Source organism: Escherichia sp. WS568 (assembly GCF_046486085.1).
Classification (GTDB): domain Bacteria; phylum Pseudomonadota; class Gammaproteobacteria; order Enterobacterales; family Enterobacteriaceae; genus Escherichia; species Escherichia coli.
Genome location: NZ_JBJQMC010000001.1, coordinates 36,397 through 53,660 on the forward strand (window position 1 = coordinate 36,397; position 17,264 = coordinate 53,660).

At 46.7% G+C, this 17,264-nt stretch carries 18 protein-coding genes and 1 pseudogene; 8 read left to right on the forward strand and 11 right to left on the reverse strand.

Annotated elements, in window-relative coordinates; translation table 11 throughout:
* Positions 1 to 20 precede the first annotated feature (20 nt).
* Positions 21 to 1,343 carry a PTS sugar transporter subunit IIC gene (locus tag ACJHWR_RS00160; RefSeq protein ID WP_000523806.1) on the reverse strand — a complete coding sequence of 441 codons (1,323 nt, stop codon included), beginning with the start codon at positions 1,341 to 1,343 and terminating at the stop codon, positions 21 to 23.
* 113 nt (positions 1,344 to 1,456) lie between these two features.
* Positions 1,457 to 1,768, reverse strand: coding sequence for a PTS sugar transporter subunit IIB (locus ACJHWR_RS00165; protein ID WP_000722572.1), 312 nt, complete (start codon positions 1,766 to 1,768; stop codon positions 1,457 to 1,459).
* Positions 1,769 to 1,966: 198 nt separating this feature from the next.
* On the opposite strand from ACJHWR_RS00165, the gene ACJHWR_RS00170 reads away from it, so the two are divergent.
* The gene (locus tag ACJHWR_RS00170; RefSeq protein ID WP_000577190.1) at positions 1,967 to 2,665 is read left to right on the forward strand and encodes a GntR family transcriptional regulator; all 699 of its coding nucleotides are present in this window, start codon (positions 1,967 to 1,969) and stop codon (positions 2,663 to 2,665) included.
* Positions 2,666 to 2,709: 44 nt separating this feature from the next.
* On the opposite strand, the gene eamA is transcribed toward ACJHWR_RS00170, so the two are convergent.
* The gene (gene eamA / locus ACJHWR_RS00175) at positions 2,710 to 3,609 is read right to left on the reverse strand and encodes an O-acetylserine/cysteine exporter (RefSeq protein WP_000087205.1); all 900 of its coding nucleotides are present in this window, start codon (positions 3,607 to 3,609) and stop codon (positions 2,710 to 2,712) included.
* 194 nt (positions 3,610 to 3,803) lie between these two features.
* Here eamA and ydeE point away from each other — a divergent pair, with 194 nt between their 5' ends.
* The 3 genes from ydeE to mgtT all read left to right on the forward strand — a co-directional run bounded on the left by ydeE (position 3,804) and on the right by mgtT (position 5,317).
* The gene (ydeE, locus tag ACJHWR_RS00180) at positions 3,804 to 4,991 is read left to right on the forward strand and encodes an efflux MFS transporter YdeE (RefSeq protein ID WP_001054177.1); all 1,188 of its coding nucleotides are present in this window, start codon (positions 3,804 to 3,806) and stop codon (positions 4,989 to 4,991) included.
* Positions 4,992 to 5,117: 126 nt separating this feature from the next.
* Complete coding sequence (gene mgtS, locus ACJHWR_RS00185; RefSeq protein ID WP_000901367.1) at positions 5,118 to 5,213, forward strand: protein MgtS; 96 nt, start codon at positions 5,118 to 5,120, stop codon at positions 5,211 to 5,213.
* Positions 5,213 to 5,317 carry a hypothetical protein gene (gene mgtT, locus ACJHWR_RS00190; protein WP_212734532.1) on the forward strand — a complete coding sequence of 35 codons (105 nt, stop codon included), beginning with the start codon at positions 5,213 to 5,215 and terminating at the stop codon, positions 5,315 to 5,317. Before mgtS ends, mgtT begins: the two co-directional genes overlap by 1 nt.
* A gap of 114 nt (positions 5,318 to 5,431) precedes the next feature.
* Here the strand turns inward: mgtT and dgcZ are convergent, their stop codons facing one another.
* A complete protein-coding gene (dgcZ, locus tag ACJHWR_RS00195) occupies positions 5,432 to 6,322 on the reverse strand; it encodes a diguanylate cyclase DgcZ (RefSeq protein ID WP_000592819.1) in 891 nt (296 codons plus the stop codon).
* Positions 6,323 to 6,576: 254 nt separating this feature from the next.
* Positions 6,577 to 6,969, reverse strand: coding sequence for a YdeI family stress tolerance OB fold protein (gene ydeI / locus ACJHWR_RS00200; protein WP_000671737.1), 393 nt, complete (start codon positions 6,967 to 6,969; stop codon positions 6,577 to 6,579).
* 237 nt (positions 6,970 to 7,206) lie between these two features.
* Here ydeI and ACJHWR_RS00205 point away from each other — a divergent pair.
* Positions 7,207 to 7,287 (forward strand): annotated as a pseudogene (locus ACJHWR_RS00205) (hypothetical protein); the annotation flags it as partial.
* Positions 7,288 to 7,331: 44 nt separating this feature from the next.
* Here ACJHWR_RS00205 and dcp read toward each other — a convergent pair.
* Entirely contained in the window at positions 7,332 to 9,377 is a 2,046-nt protein-coding gene (gene dcp / locus ACJHWR_RS00210) for a peptidyl-dipeptidase Dcp (RefSeq protein ID WP_012311733.1), read from the reverse strand.
* Positions 9,378 to 9,513: 136 nt separating this feature from the next.
* Here dcp and ydfG point away from each other — a divergent pair, with 136 nt between their 5' ends.
* The 3 genes from ydfG to ydfZ all read left to right on the forward strand — a co-directional run bounded on the left by ydfG (position 9,514) and on the right by ydfZ (position 11,415).
* Positions 9,514 to 10,260 (forward strand): bifunctional NADP-dependent 3-hydroxy acid dehydrogenase/3-hydroxypropionate dehydrogenase YdfG, encoded by a 747-nt coding sequence (ydfG, locus tag ACJHWR_RS00215; RefSeq protein WP_012311677.1) that lies wholly within the window; start codon positions 9,514 to 9,516, stop codon positions 10,258 to 10,260.
* Between the two features lie 88 nt (positions 10,261 to 10,348).
* A complete protein-coding gene (rspR, locus tag ACJHWR_RS00220) occupies positions 10,349 to 11,035 on the forward strand; it encodes a DNA-binding transcriptional regulator rspR (protein WP_000215553.1) in 687 nt (228 codons plus the stop codon).
* A gap of 176 nt (positions 11,036 to 11,211) precedes the next feature.
* The gene (ydfZ, locus tag ACJHWR_RS00225) at positions 11,212 to 11,415 is read left to right on the forward strand and encodes a putative selenium delivery protein YdfZ (protein WP_000214712.1); all 204 of its coding nucleotides are present in this window, start codon (positions 11,212 to 11,214) and stop codon (positions 11,413 to 11,415) included.
* A gap of 35 nt (positions 11,416 to 11,450) precedes the next feature.
* On the opposite strand, the gene ACJHWR_RS00230 is transcribed toward ydfZ, so the two are convergent.
* The 5 genes from ACJHWR_RS00230 to ACJHWR_RS00250 form a co-directional block, all read right to left on the reverse strand.
* Positions 11,451 to 12,911, reverse strand: a complete 1,461-nt coding sequence (locus tag ACJHWR_RS00230) for a mannitol dehydrogenase family protein (RefSeq protein WP_000527786.1) — start codon at positions 12,909 to 12,911, stop codon at positions 11,451 to 11,453.
* Between the two features lie 88 nt (positions 12,912 to 12,999).
* Positions 13,000 to 14,367 (reverse strand): MHS family MFS transporter YdfJ, encoded by a 1,368-nt coding sequence (gene ydfJ / locus ACJHWR_RS00235; RefSeq protein WP_000151242.1) that lies wholly within the window; start codon positions 14,365 to 14,367, stop codon positions 13,000 to 13,002.
* 57 nt (positions 14,368 to 14,424) lie between these two features.
* Positions 14,425 to 15,444 (reverse strand): Zn-dependent oxidoreductase, encoded by a 1,020-nt coding sequence (locus tag ACJHWR_RS00240; protein ID WP_000836047.1) that lies wholly within the window; start codon positions 15,442 to 15,444, stop codon positions 14,425 to 14,427.
* Between the two features lie 11 nt (positions 15,445 to 15,455).
* Positions 15,456 to 16,670: a starvation-sensing protein RspA gene (gene rspA, locus ACJHWR_RS00245; protein ID WP_012311996.1), complete on the reverse strand. Its 1,215-nt coding sequence runs from the start codon at positions 16,668 to 16,670 to the stop codon at positions 15,456 to 15,458.
* A 205-nt stretch (positions 16,671 to 16,875) separates the two neighbouring features.
* A complete protein-coding gene (locus ACJHWR_RS00250; RefSeq protein ID WP_001469615.1) occupies positions 16,876 to 17,202 on the reverse strand; it encodes a YnfA family protein in 327 nt (108 codons plus the stop codon).
* Between the last annotated feature and the right edge of the window lie 62 nt (positions 17,203 to 17,264).

Below are 17,264 nucleotides of genomic sequence, written 5' to 3' on the forward strand. Positions count from 1 at the left end.
TCCTTCCTGTGTAAATGGCATTATCCGTTAGTTGTTAAGTTATTGACCTTGTTGGCGGCAATAACAAAAGGTAAATAGATCATTGTCGCCACACCTAAACATAAAAAACCCACCAGTAACGCCAGCCAGTTTCCCCCGGTTCCGAGGAAAGCAATTAAAGGTCCGGGCGTAGTCCAGGGCACGGCATAAGCAACCGGTGGAATAATTTCCATCGAAACAAAGAAGTAACCAATGGCACAGTTAACAATAGGAACCATAATAAACGGCACCATCATGATGGGGTTAAGTACAATAGGAAGGCCGAACATTATCGGTTCATTGATATTGAAAATACCGGGGATAAATGACATTTTTGCCAGATCACGGTATTCCGCACGCTTAGAAGCGATAAAAATAGCCAACAATAACCCCAACGTCATACCTGAACCGCCGCAGTTGGCGAATGCATCATTAATAGAAGTCCAGGTAATCGGATATGGCGCGCCCCAGGTAGTGCCGTGTTGAGCGGCCCAGGAGAGATTCTCCAGATTAGCCTCAGAAAAAACAGTTTCTCGAATTGCCGAGGTGGTATTAGGTCCGTGGATCCCCAGCACCCACAGGAAATTACCCACAGCCCCCAGGATAATTACCGCAAAGATATTCGTTCCCATATGTTTGAGCGGCGTCTGGATTAATGTGTAAATGAGGTCGTTTAATCCTGCCGGGGATATCAGTGTCAGGCAATAATTAAGTGCGGAAAAGAACACCATGACAAAAAATATTGGCAATAAAACTTTAAATGAACGCGCTACCGCAGGAGGTACAGCTGCCGGCATCGTGATGGTGATTTTGGGGTTTCGAGCTAAGCGACAAAATATTTCACTGGTGATCAGTGCAACGATAACAGCAACAAATAACCCCTGCGCGCCGAGATATTTGGTCGTCAGGAATGCTTGCCCATCTATCATCTGATATGGCGTATATACAATAAAAAATGCTCCTATTGCCGTTAATCCGCATAAAAGATCATCTTGCTCATAGCTAATCGCCATATTCCTGGCGACCAGGAAAGCAATCATAATTGACATGATATTTACAGAACCATTCATTACCGGAGTAAAAATAGCTTGTGCTTTTTCAAGGTTGGGGAAAACGCTGTTCAGATGCAGCAGCCCGGCAATAAAGCCGTCGGGCGATAATATGGCAAAGTTAATTAATATAATTAATGAGCTTGCCATGATAATTGGAAACGTAAAAACGAATCCATCTCTCACCGCTGCAACATGTTTTTGTGAGTTTAACTTGATAGCAACTGGAACAAGAAAACGTTCCATTCCACGTTCGAATGAGGCCATTAATCCCATTTTTTATACCTGTTGTTTTGGATATTTATACATCCCAATAAAGCATGTATGCCATATCCATTTTATGATGTGTGAAAAGTTAGTTCAGGTAATAGTTTAATAAAATTAGATTCTTACTGTTGCAGTAGTTTCATCGCAAATTCAAGAACTGCCTGTCCGTTCATGGTGCCATAGTCTTTCATCTCGATAACAGCTACAGGCATTTTCCCCTGTGCAACAGCTTCAATCTCTGGTTTCTGAAAGCGAACTTGCGGGCCAAGTAAAACAACGTCAACTTCGTTATTTTTAATTTTCCCTTTAGCCTCTGCAATCGCCAATGCGGAAATATTAACTTCAAGTGAAATAGCGTTAGCATGATCAATCATACGTTTAACCAGCATACTGGTTGACATGCCCGCAGCGCAAACTAACAATATCTTTTTCATATTTTCCCTTACTGGTATATAACAGATTACATTGTGTAAATATCATATCCCGCAGTAGCTATACGTCCTGGTACATTGATCACAGTAATACAGCACTAAAGTTGTTCAACATCAGGGTGATAATTAAACGACTCGGCCATAGGATAAACCAATCAGGACTCAACTCCTTGTTTTCAATGGCTCTTAAAAGGTGCAAAAGTGATTTTTCAAAAGATTGCCCGCTTACTTAAATCCGAGATCAATGGCTATTCATGGCATGTTGGTGATTTGTTGCCGTCAGAAGCTGAACTCGCTGTTCGTTATAATGTTTCGCGTAATACCCTGCGTAAGGCATTATCCTTGCTGGAAGGCGAAGGAATTATTCATAGAAAGCATGGTTCAGGAACATACATTCAAAAAAAGAATTTTGTTGCACACATTGATCACATGAACAGTTTCAGTGAAATTGCGCATAAAAGCGGCAAAGAGGCAGGGAGTCAGATTATGAAATTTGAAGTGCAGGATGCTTCTCCCCCTATTGCGACTGAGCTGAATTTAGTGACTGGTGAGCAGGTTTATTACATAAAGAGACTGCGATTCATTGAGGATAATGCAGCACAATTAGAAGAAACGTGGATGTCAGTGGCACGTTTTCCTGATTTAACCGTAGCACATATGCAAAAATCCAAATTTTCGTATATTGAGAACGAATGCGGGATCAAAATCATTGGCACCTTTGAAACTTTCTCCCCGACTTTTCCTACCCCAGAAATCGCCAGTATTTTACGGATCAGCCCACGGGATCCCATACTTAAAATTCAGACCCAGGCTGTGGACAGTAACTCTATTCCGCTGGATTATTCGTTACTTTACAGCAATATTTTCGAGTTCCAGGTAAAGTACTTTTTCCCGCGATAAAAGCAGACGCACAGAGTGCTGGCATCACATTCTGTGCGTATGGTTTAGCCTCTAACCTTTACCGCTTTACGCCACCGCAAGCCAAATACATTGATATACAGCCCGGTCATAATGAGCACCGCACCGAAAAATTGCAGGCCCGTTAAGCGTTCATCCAGCAATAGTGCCGCACTTGCCAGTCCAACTACAGGCACCAGTAACGATAACGGTGCAACCCGCCAGGTTTCATAGCGTCCCAGTAACGTCCCCCAGATCCCATAACCAACAATTGTCGCCACAAACGCCAGATACATCAGAGACAAGATGGTGGTCATATCGATAGTAACCAGACTGTGAATCATGGTTGCGGAACCATCGAGAATCAGCGAGGCAACAAAGAAGGGAATGATTGGGATTAATGCGCTCCAGATTACCAGCGACATCACCGCCGGACGCGTTGCGTGCGACATGATCTTTTTATTGAAGATGTTGCCACACGCCCAACTAAATGCTGCCGCCAGGGTCAACATAAAGCCGAGCATCGCCACATGCTGACCGTTCAGACTATCTTCGATTAACACCAGTACGCCAAAAATCGCTAAGGCGATCCCCGCCAATTGTTTGCCATGCAGTCGCTCCCCGAAAGTAAACGCGCCAAGCACGATAGTAAAAAACGCCTGTGCCTGTAACACCAGCGAAGCCAGTCCAGCAGGCATACCAAAGTTAATGGCGCAGAACAGAAAGGCAAACTGCGCAAAACTGATGGTTAATCCATACCCCAGCAGCAAATTCAGTGGTACTTTCGGTCGTGCGACAAAAAAGATAGCCGGAAAAGCAACCAGCATAAAGCGCAAACCGGCCAACATCAGCGGTGGCATGTTATGAAGCCCCACTTTGATGACCACAAAATTTAGCCCCCATACGACCACTACCAGTAGCGCCAACACCCCATCTTTTCGCGACATTCTACCGCCTCTGAATTTCATCTTTTGTAAGCAATCAACTTAGCTGAATTTACTTTTCTTTAACAGTTGATTCGTTAGTCGCCGATTACGACGGCATTAATGCGCAAATAAGTCGCTATACTTCGGATTTTTGCCATGCTATTCCTTTACATCTCTAAAACAAAACATAACGAAACGCACTGCCGGACAGACAAATGAACTTATCCCTACGACGCTCTACCAGCGCCCTTCTTGCCTCGTCGTTGTTATTAACCATCGGACGCGGCGCTACGCTGCCGTTTATGACCATTTACTTGAGTCGCCAGTACAGCCTGAGTGTCGATCTAATCGGTTATGCGATGACAATTGCGCTCACTATTGGCGTCGTTTTTAGCCTCGGTTTTGGTATCCTGGCGGATAAGTTCGACAAGAAACGCTATATGTTACTGGCAATTACCGCCTTCGCCAGCGGTTTTATTGCCATTCCTTTAGTGAATAACGTGACGCTGGTGGTGCTCTTTTTTGCCCTTATTAACTGCGCCTATTCCGTTTTTGCTACCGTGTTGAAAGCCTGGTTTGCCGACAATCTTTCGTCCACCAGCAAAACGAAAATCTTCTCAATCAACTACACCATGCTCAACATTGGCTGGACCATCGGTCCGCCGCTCGGCACGTTGTTGGTGATGCAGAGCATCAATCTGCCCTTTTGGCTGGCAGCTATCTGTTCCGCGTTTCCCATGCTTTTCATTCAAATTTGGGTAAAGCGCAGCGAGAAAATCATCGCCACGGAAACAGGCAGAGCCTGGTCGCCGAAAGTTTTATTACAAGATAAAGCACTGTTGTGGTTTACCTGCTCTGGTTTTCTGGCTTCCTTTGTTAGCGGCGCATTTGCCTCGTGCATTTCACAATATGTGATGGTGATTGCTGATGGGGATTTTGCCGAAAAGGTGGTCGCGGTTGTTCTTCCGGTGAATGCTGCCATGGTAGTTACGTTGCAATATTCCGTGGGCCGCCGCCTTAACCCGGCTAACATCCGCGCGCTGATGACAGCAGGCACCCTCTGTTTCGTCATCGGGCTGGTCGGTTTTATTTTTTCCGGCAACAGCCTGCTAATGTGGGGTATGTCAGCTGCGGTATTTACTGTCGGTGAAATCATTTATGCGCCGGGCGAGTATATGTTGATTGACCATATTGCGCCGCCAGGAATGAAAGCCAGCTATTTTTCCGCCCAGTCTTTAGGCTGGCTTGGTGCTGCGATTAACCCATTAGTGAGTGGCATAGTACTTACCAGTCTGCCGCCTTTCTCGCTGTTTATCATCTTAGCGTTGGTGATCGTTGCTGCGTGGGTGCTGATGTTAAAAGGAATTCGTGCAAGACCGTGGGGGCAGCCCGCGCTTTGTTGATTTAAGTCGAACACAATAAAAATTTAATTCAGCCTTCGTTTAGGTTACCTCTGCTAATATCTTTCTCATTGAGATGAAAATTAAGGTAAGCGAGGAAACACACCACACCATAAACGGAGGCAAATAATGCTGGGTAATATGAATGTTTTTATGGCCGTACTGGGAATAATTTTATTTTCTGGTTTTCTGGCCGCGTATTTCAGCCACAAATGGGATGACTAATGAACGGAGATAATCCCTCACCTAACCGGCCCCTTGTTACAACTGTGTACAAGGGGCCTGATTTTTATGACGGCGAAAAAAAACCGCCAGTAAACCGGCGGTGAATGCTTGCATGGATAGATTTGTGTTTTGCTTTTACGCTAACAGGCATTTTCCTGCACTGATAACGGATCGTTGACACAGTAGCATCAGTTTTCTCAATGAATGTTAAACGGAGCTTAAACTCGGTGAATCACGTTTTGTTCGTCAATAAACATACAGCGATTTCTTCCGGTTTGCTTACCCTCATACATTGCCCGGTCCGCTCTTCCAATGACCACATCCAGAGGCTCTTCAGGAAATGCGCGACTCACACCTGCTGTCACGGTAATGTTGATATGCCCTTCAGAATGTGTGATGGCATGGTTATCGACTAACTGGCAAATTCTGATACCTGCACGACATGCTTCTTCATCATTATCCGCTTTGACAATAATGATAAATTCTTCGCCCCCGTAGCGATAAACCGTTTCGTAATCACGCGTCCAACTGGCTAAGTAAGTTGCCAGGGTGCGTAATACTACATCGCCGATTAAATGCCCGTAGGTATCATTAACCAATTTAAATCGGTCAATATCCAACAACATTAAATAAAGATTCAGAGGCTCAGCGTTGCGTAACTGATGATCGAAGGATTCATCAAGAACCCGACGACCCGGCAATCCCGTCAAAACATCCATATTGCTACGGATCGTCAGTAAATAAATTTTGTAATCGGTTAATGCCGCAGTAAAAGAAAGCAACCCTTCCTGAAAAGCGTCGAAATGCGCGTCCTGCCAGTGATTTTCAACAATAGCCAACATTAATTCCCGACCACAGTTATGCATATGTTGATGGGCAGAATCCATTAGCCGAACGTAAGGTAATTCATCGTTATCGAGTGGCCCCAGATGATCAATCCACCGACCAAACTGGCACAGTCCATAAGAATGGTTATCCGTTATTTCTGGCTTACTGGCATCTCTCGCGACCACGCTGTGAAACATACTTACCAGCCACTGGTAGTGGGCATCGATAGCCTTATTGAGATTTAACAAGATGGCATCAATTTCCGTTGTCTTCTTGATCATTGCCACTCCTTTTTCACAGTTCCTTGTGCGCGCTATTCTAACGGGAGAAAAGCAAAATTACGTCAATATTTTCATAGAAATCCGAAGTTATGAGTCATCTCTGAGATAACATTGTGATTTGAAACAAAATCAGCAGATAAAAAAGTGTTTAATTCTGTAAATTAACTCTGCATTATCGCAATTAAAAGGATGACAAATAGCATAACCCAATACCCTAATGGCCCAGTAGTTCAGGCCATCAGGCTAATTTATTTTTATTTCTGCAAATGAGTGACCCGAACGACGGCCGGAGCGCTTTTCTTATCCAGACTTCCGCTAATGTTGATCATCTGGTCCGGCTGAACTTCTCGTCCATCAAAGACTGCCGCAGGAATAACAACATTAATTTCACCGCTCTTATCGCGAAAAACGTAACGGTCTTCTCCTTTGTGAGAAATCAAATTACCGCGCAGTGAAACCGAAGCGCCATCATGCATGGTTTTTGCGAAATCAACGGTCATTTTTTTTGCATCATCGGTTCCGCGATAGCCATCTTCTATTGCATGAGGCGGCGGTGGCGCTGCATCCTGTTTTAATCCGCCCTGGTCATCTGCCAACGCATAAGGCATGACAAGAAAACTTGCTAATACAATGGCCTGAAATTTCATACTGACTCCTTAATTGCGTTTGGTTTGACTTATTAAGTCTGGTTGCTATTTTTATAATTGCCAAATAAGAATACTGCCAATTGTTATAAGGCATTTAAAATCAGGCTACTAGATGTCAAATATTCAGAGAATTTAACTCACTAAAGTTAAGAAGATTGAAGAGTCTTAAACATATTTCAGAACAATCAGATTTATAAATTTGAAAATTATTATAACGGAAGAGTATACAAAAAAAGTAATTTTGCTGGCGACTGCGAAACGGCATTCGCATTAGCGGTGAAGTTTGCCCTCGCCCAGCTGCTGCAATTACTGCTATAACGAGGCTGGTCTGGCGATAAATCCAGGCCAGCCATTGGTGGTGTTTATACGTTCAAGCCACGATGTTGCAGCATCGGCATAATCTGAGGTGCCTTACCGCGCCATTGTCGATACAGGCGTTCCAGATCCTCGCTGTTACCTCTGGAAAGGATCGCCTCGCGAAAACGCAGCCCATTTTCACGCGTTAATCCGCCCTGCTCAACAAACCACTGATAACCATCATCGGCCAACATTTGCGTCCACAGATAAGCGTAATAACCCGCGGCATATCCGCCACCAAAAATATGGGCGAAATAACTGCTGCGATAGCGTGGCGGTATAGCGGGAAGATCCATATTTTCCGCCACCAGCGCCCGCAATTCAAAATCATCGACATCCTGCATTGCTTCGTTTTCTTCCAGGCAATGCCAGCGCATATCGAGAAGTGCGGCGCTAAGCAGTTCGCTCATCTCATACCCTTTGTTGAACAGGCTGGCATTACGCATTTTCTGTTGCAGTTCGTCAGGCATTGCTGCCCCGCTCTGATAATGCCGGGCGTAGCGAGCGAATACCTGCGGATGTGTTGCCCAGTGTTCGTTGATTTGCGACGGAAATTCGACAAAATCACGCGGCGTGTTGGTGCCGGAAAGCGTGGCATAACGCTGGCGGGCAAAAAGGCCGTGCAGCGTATGACCAAATTCATGGAATAAGGTTATTACATCATCCCAGAGTAACAACGCAGGCTCACCGGCAGCGGGTTTCTGATAATTGCAGACGTTATAAATTACCGGATGCGTTTCATTAAGCGTTGATTGCTCAACAAAATTGCCCATCCATGCACCGCCGCTTTTTGAATCACGGGCGAAGAAATCACCGTAAAATAACGCCAGCCCCACGCCATTATGATCAAAAATTTCCCACACCCGAACGTCAGGATGGTAGACAGGAATATCAAAACGTTCGACAAACTTAATACCGAAGAGCTGATTCGCGGTCCAGAATACACCTTCATTCAACACCGTGTTTAATTCAAAATATGGCTTGAGCTGCGATTCATCGAGATCGAATTTCTCACGTCTTACCTGCTCGGCATAAAATGCCCAGTCCCACGGCTGCGCGCTAAACCCGCCCTGCTGCTTATCAATAATCGCCTGTATGGAGGCTAACTCATCGCTCGCACGTTGACGCGCCGCTGGAACAATTTCCCGCATAAAGTTGAGCGCTGCTTCTGGCGTTTTTGCCATCTGATCGGCGATTTTCCATGCGGCATAATGAGGAAAACCAAGCAGTTTCGCCTGCTGCGCGCGGATCTCCACCAGACGTTGAATGATAGCGCGGGTGTCATTGGCATCATTTTTTTCCGCTCGCATCCAGCCCGCAGTAAACAGTTTTTCACGCGTCGCGCGATCGCACAGTTCAGCAAGCGCTGGTTGTTGGGTGGTATTCAGCAGCGGAATCAGCCATTTGTTATACAGACCTTTCTCGCGAGCCGCCTCTGCCGCCAGCACAATCTCTTGCTCACTCATTCCTGCCAGCTGCGCGATATCGTTCACAACCAGACCGCCGGATTTATTTGCTGCCAGTAACCGCTGGTTAAACTGGCTGGTCAGGGTCGCAGCTTCTGTATTCAGTACTTTTAATTTTGCTTTATCAGCTTGCTTAAGTTTGGCTCCGGCAAGGACAAAACGTTGATGAATCACCTCCACCAGGCGGATGGATTCACTATCAAGCCCCAGGGATTCACGGCGCTGCCAGACAGCATCTACCCGCGCGAATAATTCCCCGTTCAGATAGATATCATTCGCAAGTTCCGCCAGTTCAGCGGAAAACTGTTCATCAAGACGCTGTAATTCATCATTGGTATGCGCCGCAGTCATCGCAAAAAAGACGCTGGTAACGCGGGTAAGTAATTCTCCGCTTTGTTCCAGTGCCAGAATAGTATTGTTGAAATCAGGTGTTTGCGGGTTAAGCGCGATGGCAGCAATTTCTGCCCGCTTTTGCTGCATTCCCTCATCGAATGCCGGGCGATAGTGATGATTGGCAATTTGATCAAAATGGGGAGCCAGATACGGCAGTGTGCTTTGCACAAGGAAAGGATTCATTGTTGTCATTTTCTTCTCCTGAACGCGAGGTGTTCCATAGCGTAGGCTTACTGATAACGGAGTGCAATCTTGCAAACCAGTATTACCCGCTCTTAAGCATCACGTGCTATGTTATTGACACACAAAAGCGTTGAGGAACAGTGAGATGATCGTTTTAGTAACTGGAGCAACGGCAGGTTTTGGTGAATGCATTACTCGTCGTTTTATTCAACAAGGGCATAAAGTTATCGCCACTGGCCGTCGCCAGGAGCGGTTGCAGGAGTTAAAAGACGAACTGGGAGATAATCTGTATATCGCCCAACTGGACGTTCGCAACCGCGCCGCTATTGAAGAGATGCTGGCATCGCTTCCTGCCGAGTGGTGCAATATTGATATCCTGGTAAATAATGCCGGTCTGGCGTTGGGCATGGAGCCTGCGCATAAAGCCAGCGTTGAAGACTGGGAAACGATGATTGATACCAACAACAAAGGCCTGGTATATATGACGCGCGCCGTCTTACCGGGTATGGTTGAACGTAATTATGGTCATATTATTAACATTGGCTCAACGGCAGGCAGCTGGCCGTATGCCGGTGGTAACGTTTACGGTGCGACGAAAGCGTTTGTTCGTCAGTTTAGCCTGAATCTGCGTACGGACCTGCATGGTACGGCGGTGCGCGTCACCGACATCGAACCGGGTCTGGTGGGTGGCACCGAGTTTTCCAATGTCCGCTTTAAAGGCGATGACGGTAAAGCGGAAAAAACCTATCAAAATACCGTTGCATTGACGCCAGAAGATGTCAGCGAAGCCGTCTGGTGGGTGTCAACGCTGCCTGCTCACGTCAATATCAATACCCTGGAAATGATGCCGGTTACCCAAAGCTATGCCGGACTGAATGTCCACCGTCAGTAATTTTTATACCCGGCGTAACTGCCGGGTTATTGCTTGTCACAAAAAAGTGGTAGACTCATGCAGTTAACTCACTCACAAGCAAGAACGAATGACCGTCGAAACGCAACTTAATCCCACACAGCCTGTCAATCAGCAGATTTATCGTATTCTTCGTCGCGACATTGTCCATTGCCTGATTGCTCCAGGCACACCGTTGTCGGAAAAAGAAGTTTCTGTTCGTTTCAATGTGTCACGCCAGCCGGTTCGTGAAGCCTTTATTAAACTGGCGGAAAACGGCCTGATTCAAATTCGTCCGCAGCGTGGCAGCTACGTCAACAAAATTTCCATGGCCCAGGTGCGCAACGGCAGTTTTATCCGTCAGGCCATTGAGTGCGCGGTGGCGCGTCGGGCGGCGAGCATGATTACCGAAAGCCAGTGCTACCAACTGGAACAAAATCTTCACCAGCAACGCATTGCCATTGAGCGCAAGCAACTGGATGATTTTTTTGAACTTGATGACAACTTCCATCAACTCCTGACCCAGATTGCCGACTGTCAACTGGCGTGGGATACCATTGAGAACCTGAAAGCGACCGTTGATCGCGTGCGCTATATGAGTTTCGACCACGTTTCTCCACCAGAAATGCTGTTACGCCAGCATCTTGAGATTTTCTCTGCCCTGCAAAAACGTGATGGCGATGCGGTAGAACGTGCAATGACGCAACATTTGCAGGAAATCAGCGAATCCGTGCGCCAGATCCGTCAGGAAAACAGCGACTGGTTTAGCGAAGAGTAATTCATTTCCTCTCATCCCATCCGGGGTGAGAGTTTTTCCCTCCGTCATATGGCTCATGCATGCATCAAAAAAGATGTGAGCTTGATCAAAAACAAAAAATATTTCACTCGACAGGAGTATTTATATTGCGCCCGTTACGTGGGCTTCGACTGTAAATCAGAAAGGAGAAAACACCTATGACGACCTACGATCGTAACCGTAACGCAATCACCACTGGCAGCCGTGTTATGGTTAGCGGCACCGGTCACACTGGCAAGATCCTGTCGATTGATACTGAAGGTCTGACCGCTGAGCAAATCCGTCGCGGAAAAACCGTAGTTGTTGAAGGTTGTGAAGAGAAACTGGCACCTCTGGACCTGATTCGTCTCGGCATGAACTAAGCGTGTGAATGCCGCCGATGGCGGCATTGCTTTTTTTACTTCACGGAATATTTCGCCACGGTCGCTTTCGCACCATGCGCTAATAAAGACAAGTACGCTTCCGTCACTTTTGCAGTAAACAAGCTATTGTCTGGCAAATCATCACCAAAGATCGCCTTAATCGCCAGCAATGACTGGACGCGCGCTTTCCCTTCGGCACTACTTTGTACAGCCTTCTGAATAACAGGTAACAGTGGATCACTGATTTCAATCGGATTTCCCTGTTCATCAACACCACCGACATAGCGCATCCAACCCGCGACGCCCAGCGCCAGCAGATCGAACTTGCTGTCATGCGCCAGATGCCAGCGAACAGAATCCAACATCCGCTGTGGCAATTTCTGGCTGCCATCCATCGCAATCTGCCAGGTTCGGTGACGTAGCGCCGGGTTGCTATAGCGTTCAATTAATCGGTTAGCGTAATCTTGCAAATCAACGCCCTGCACTTTCAACGTCGGCGCTTGTTCCTGCAACATCAAGGCATACGCTGCATGACGATAATGTTCATCTTCCATGCAGTCATTAATGTGCTGATATCCGGCAAGATAACCCAGATACGCCAGGAATGAATGACTGCCGTTGAGCATGCGCAACTTCATCTCTTCATAAGGCAGCACATCACTAACCAGTTCGGCTCCCGCTTTTTCCCATTCCGGACGTCCGGCAACAAAGTTATCTTCTATTACCCACTGGCGGAAAGGTTCACAGGCAACGCCAGCAGGATCGCGCACACCGGTAAGTTGTTCGATTTTCGCCAGCGTATCCTCTGTCACTGCGGGCACAATACGGTCCACCATTGTTGATGGGAAAGTCACGTTTTCTTCGATCCATTGTGCCAGTTTTACATCAACAGCTTGCGCGTAGGAAGTGACAACGTCACGCATAACATGACCGTTTTCTGGCATGTTGTCACATGACATGACGGTAAATGCGGGAAGTCCTGCCGCTTTACGGCGAGCCAGCGCCTCGACAATCACCCCTGTTGCAGTTTTCGGCTGGTGGGGATTTTGTACGTCGGCAACGACCATCGGGTGATCGAGCATTAACTGTCCGGTCGCCGGAGAGTGGAAATACCCTTTTTCGGTGATTGTCAGAGAGACAATCGCGATTTGCGGTTCACACATCGCAGCCAACACGGTTTCTAAGCCATCAATCTGTACGTGCAAGGCTTTTTTAACGACGCCAACGACGCGAGCCGTCCACGCATCGGCCGACATTTCCGCAACGGTATAAAGATTATCTTGCTGTTGTAAATCGGCAATTTGCTGTTCGCCGCCGATTAAATTGACCTCATAATATCCCCAGTCACTGAAATGTTCCGTAGCAAGAATATCGGCATACACACCCTGATGCGCACGGTGAAATGCACCAAAGCCTAAATGAACAATTCTTGGGGCCAGGTTATTACGATCATAAACAGGGAGCGTCGCTTTTGCTGATAACAAATTATTTCCCATAACAATTCCTTAAATATAAATATGGCAAGCTACATGTTTTGTTATATGAATAAAAATCCCCTCTCCGGTAAGAGAAGGGATGGAGGATTTAAAGACTTCTGGAAGGTTGCGCAGCTCTGACAACATGCGGTTGATCTTCCGCAGCGTCTTCCAGCGCACTTAAATCACGGTCTTTCACTTCTGGCATTTTCAGCGCAGAAATTAAACCAATCACTGAATATGCCATGATCATAATTGCGATCGGATACCAGGATTCCGTCATGGTGCAGAAAATACCCGCCAGGATAGGACCAAAACCGGAAGCGATAAGACCACCAATTTCTTTAGAAATGGCCATCCGGGTAAAGCGGTTTTTACAGCCGAACATTTCTGCCATGGTAATGTTTTCCAGAGCAAATAATCCCAGCACCGCACAGTTATGAATCACAATCAGTGCAACCATAATGGTGCTCGGGGCATAGCTTTTATCTACGATGATAGAAAGCATTGGCCATGCCAGCACAATCGCAGAGGTATTCATAATAATATACGGGATCCGGCGACCAATTTTATCGGATAACCAACCAAGGAACGGAATGGTCATAAAGCCGAGAATCGAACTGATCATCAATGCATCTGTTGGAATTGCTTTGTTAAACAATAACGTCTGCACTAAATAGCCTGCAAGGAAAGTCTGAATTAAACCTGAGTTACCAGCCTGACCAAAACGCAGCCCTGTTGCCAGCCAGAAGGATTTGCTCTGGAACATGCTACCAGCAGGTGCAGGTTTTGCTGTAGGTTGGTTGCTGTCGTTAACCTTCTCAAAGACCGGGCTTTCTTTCAGATTCATACGCAACCAGATAGCAAAGACCATCACGACAACGCTCGCCAGGAACGGTATACGCCATCCCCACGCCAACAGTTCCTCTTTACTGAGAATGAAGAACATAAAGGCCCAGATTGCCGTTGCGCTCAAGGTTCCGCAGTTAGTCCCCATAGCAACAAATGAGGAGATAATTCCGCGCTTACCTTTTGGCGCATATTCCGCCAGCATCGTACCGGCACCGGAAATTTCCGCGCCTGCCCCCAGCCCCTGAATAATACGCAGCGTCACCAGCAAAATTGGCGCAAACACACCAATTTGTGCATAGGTCGGCAGCACACCAATTAAGGTGGTACAGATCCCCATCATAGTTATGGTAATAAAGAGCACTTTTTTACGCCCGATTCTGTCGCCCATTTTGCCGAAAATAAATGCTCCGACAATACGCGCCACATAACCTGCACCGTAGGTTCCCATTGCCAGAATTAACGCCATTGCCGTTGATGATTCAGGAAAAAATATTTCATGAAACACTAACGCTGCGCCGAGCGAATATAACTGGAAATCCATAAATTCAAGCGCAGTGCCCAGCCATCCCGATACTGCTGCTTTCACCAAATCCTTAGTGCTTCTTTCGTGTTTTTCTATTGTCATAATGGTTATCTCTAAAAAAGAGGTAAGATGCGTACTACTTACTCGCCGTTATTGGTATTATTCAGAAAAAGTGAGTAAGACTTTGCAGCAATGCTTTTGATCCTGTTCAAATAAACTAATGGCATCAGCAACATGCTGGAAATCAAACGTATGGGTAATTAGTTTTTCTGGTTTAATTAACCCTTTACTTAACCAGTCGATAACGACCGGGAATTTATTTGCATTTAAGCGTGAAGAGAAAATAGAGAGTTCTTTTCCGGTAATTCCTTGCTGAATCACTTCAGACGGTTCACTGGAGAAGCCCATCAATACAATACGTGCCGCTGGAGAAGCCAGCGTTACGGCTTCTTTCAGGATTGAAGGATGACAAGCCGCATCGATAATTAATGTCGGCTTGATGCCTTTTTCAGCGAAACTCTCGCTAAGCGGTGTCTGGCTGTTATTAATCGCCCAGTCTGCCCCGCTCTCTTTCGCTTTTTCCAGTCGTTCATCAATGCGATCGGCAACAATCACATTCTTAACGTTATAGACGCCTTTTAATACCTGAACGATCGTCAGGCCGATTGGACCTGCACCGTAAACCAGAACGGTATCATTTTCAGTCGGTTGACCATGACCGGTAACGTTAGCCGCAATGGTAAAAGGTTCAATCATCACCGCATATTGATCGGCCACTGCTTCAGGAATTTTCCACGCATTTTTTGCCGGCACCACGGCATATTCACTGAAACCACCGTCAGCGTGCACACCTAATACAGCCAGTGTCGTACAAACGTTCGGCTTACCTATAGAGCACGGATAGCAATGCCCACAGCTGACCACCGGATCGACAGCAACGCGTTCACCGACTCTGTCGCTTTCCACGCCTTCACCCACTGCATCAATGACGCCAAAGAATTCATGTCCAATGACGCGCGGATATTTCGCAAAAGGATTATGCCCACGATAAATATGGCTATCTGAACCACAAATTCCGGCAAGTTTCACTTTTACTCGTACTTCACCCGCTGACGGGGTGGGTATTTCGCGTTCGATAATTGCCAGTTGATTCGGTTTTTCAATTAAAATGCTTTTCATTATCTTACTCCTTACCAGTTCCACAGCGTGCCATCTTCCAGACGTGCGACTGGCAGATAAGCAGGTTCATAGGGATATTTCGCCGCCAGCTTTTCATCGAATTCGATGCCAAGACCCGGTTTGTCTCCCGGATGCATATAGCCGTTATCGAAAGTCCAGTTGTGCGGGAAGACTTCAAGCATTTGTTCGGAATAACCCATGTATTCCTGGACACCGAAATTGGGGACCCACAGATCAAAGTGCAGCGCCGCAGCCATGCAGACTGGCGACAAATCGGAAGGACCGTGTGAGCCAGTACGTACCTGATACAGCGAAGCAAAATCGGCAATCCGGCGCATACCGGTAATCCCCCCCGCGTGAGTCAGCGTGGTGCGGATATAGTCGATGAGTTGTTCTTCAATCAGCTGTTTGCAGTCCCAGATGCTGTTGAAGACTTCACCCACTGCAATTGGCGTGACGGTGTGTTGGCGAATCAGGCGGAAACACTCCTGGTTTTCCGCAGGCGTCGGGTCTTCCATCCAGAACATGCGATAATCTTCAATGCTTTTACCAAAGCGCGCCGCTTCAATAGGCGTTAAGCGATGGTGCATGTCATGAAGCAAATGTTCATTAAAACCAAACTTGTTACGTACCGCGTCAAACAATTTCGGCATGAAATCGAGGTATTTCTCCGTCGACCACAGCTGCTCTTCCGGCCACTGTCCTTTGGTTGCGGGTTCATAAGCCAGACCTTTACCTTTCGACATGCCATAGGTGGTTTTCATACCAGGGATTCCGCACTGCACGCGGATGGCTTTGAATCCCAGCTCCTGATGACGGGCATAATCATCCAGAGCTTCATCAATACTGTGACCGGTGGTATGGCAATAAACCATCACCCCTTCACGAGACGCGCCGCCGAGTAACTGGTAAAGCGGCATGTCGGCAGCTTTGGCTTTAATATCCCACAGCGCCATATCAACCGCTGAAATGGCCGACATCGTAACCGGACCGCGACGCCAGTAAGCACCTTTATAGAAAAACTGCCAGATATCTTCGATACGGTGTGCATCGCGACCAATAAGCTGCGGACAAAGGTGATCCTGCAAATAAGAGGCCACGGAAAGCTCACGTCCATTTAGGGTGGCATCCCCAAGGCCCGTAATACCGTCCTCAGTGGTGATTTTTAATGTGACGAAATTACGCCCCGGACAGGTAACAAAAACTTCAGCCTTTACGATCTTCATGTTCGATTCCTTGCATCGCTTGTCGTGATGCATGAAATTTACGCAACTGAGCTACTACCATACAAGTATGAAGATCAAAAAAAGCCGGAGTGATCACAAAAAAAGGCGTATATTTGCGCCGTGAATGGTTGACAAAAGATGAAATAGAATACCTTTTGTCAGCTGACACTTCCTCGTATCTTATTGATAAAATGAATTTATGTTCCTACGTGCGCCCCCAGCCCGCTACAATGATCAACATGCCGCAAAGCGCAATCAACGCCCCCGTCCAGTCATAAAGACTCAGTTTCACGCCATCCACAACGCGTAGCCAAATCAACGCCGTGCAGACATAAACGCCACCATAAGCCGCGTAAACACGCCCACTCGCCGCAGGATGCAACGTTAACAACCAGACAAACAGCGCCAGTGAAATCCCTGCCGGAAGCAACAGCCAGATACTGGCGTTTCGCTTCAACCACAGCCAGGGCAAAAAGCACCCAATAATTTCACACAGCGCAGTAGCAAAAAATAGTAACGTTGTTTTAATCATCTTTGTCACTTATTGACATCATGTATAGTTATAGGACGACATAATATCAGCAATATAAACAC

What these genes read in the sequence shown, in the direction of transcription:
- dgcZ (WP_000592819.1), bottom strand. Translation starts at nt 6,322, where the DNA reads ATGATCAAGAAGACAACGGAAATTGATGCCATCTTGTTAAATCTCAAT.
- ACJHWR_RS00165 (WP_000722572.1), bottom strand. Translation starts at nt 1,768, where the DNA reads ATGAAAAAGATATTGTTAGTTTGCGCTGCGGGCATGTCAACCAGTATG.
- ACJHWR_RS00240 (WP_000836047.1), bottom strand. Translation starts at nt 15,444, where the DNA reads ATGAAAAGCATTTTAATTGAAAAACCGAATCAACTGGCAATTATCGAA.
- mgtS (WP_000901367.1), top strand. Translation starts at nt 5,118, where the DNA reads ATGCTGGGTAATATGAATGTTTTTATGGCCGTACTGGGAATAATTTTA.
- ydfZ (WP_000214712.1), top strand. Translation starts at nt 11,212, where the DNA reads ATGACGACCTACGATCGTAACCGTAACGCAATCACCACTGGCAGCCGT.
- ydfJ (WP_000151242.1), bottom strand. Translation starts at nt 14,367, where the DNA reads ATGACAATAGAAAAACACGAAAGAAGCACTAAGGATTTGGTGAAAGCA.
- dcp (WP_012311733.1), bottom strand. Translation starts at nt 9,377, where the DNA reads ATGACAACAATGAATCCTTTCCTTGTGCAAAGCACACTGCCGTATCTG.
- eamA (WP_000087205.1), bottom strand. Translation starts at nt 3,609, where the DNA reads ATGTCGCGAAAAGATGGGGTGTTGGCGCTACTGGTAGTGGTCGTATGG.
- ydeI (WP_000671737.1), bottom strand. Translation starts at nt 6,969, where the DNA reads ATGAAATTTCAGGCCATTGTATTAGCAAGTTTTCTTGTCATGCCTTAT.
- ACJHWR_RS00160 (WP_000523806.1), bottom strand. Translation starts at nt 1,343, where the DNA reads ATGGGATTAATGGCCTCATTCGAACGTGGAATGGAACGTTTTCTTGTT.
- rspA (WP_012311996.1), bottom strand. Translation starts at nt 16,670, where the DNA reads ATGAAGATCGTAAAGGCTGAAGTTTTTGTTACCTGTCCGGGGCGTAAT.
- rspR (WP_000215553.1), top strand. Translation starts at nt 10,349, where the DNA reads ATGACCGTCGAAACGCAACTTAATCCCACACAGCCTGTCAATCAGCAG.
- ydeE (WP_001054177.1), top strand. Translation starts at nt 3,804, where the DNA reads ATGAACTTATCCCTACGACGCTCTACCAGCGCCCTTCTTGCCTCGTCG.
- mgtT (WP_212734532.1), top strand. Translation starts at nt 5,213, where the DNA reads ATGAACGGAGATAATCCCTCACCTAACCGGCCCCTTGTTACAACTGTG.
- ydfG (WP_012311677.1), top strand. Translation starts at nt 9,514, where the DNA reads ATGATCGTTTTAGTAACTGGAGCAACGGCAGGTTTTGGTGAATGCATT.
- ACJHWR_RS00230 (WP_000527786.1), bottom strand. Translation starts at nt 12,911, where the DNA reads ATGGGAAATAATTTGTTATCAGCAAAAGCGACGCTCCCTGTTTATGAT.
- ACJHWR_RS00250 (WP_001469615.1), bottom strand. Translation starts at nt 17,202, where the DNA reads ATGATTAAAACAACGTTACTATTTTTTGCTACTGCGCTGTGTGAAATT.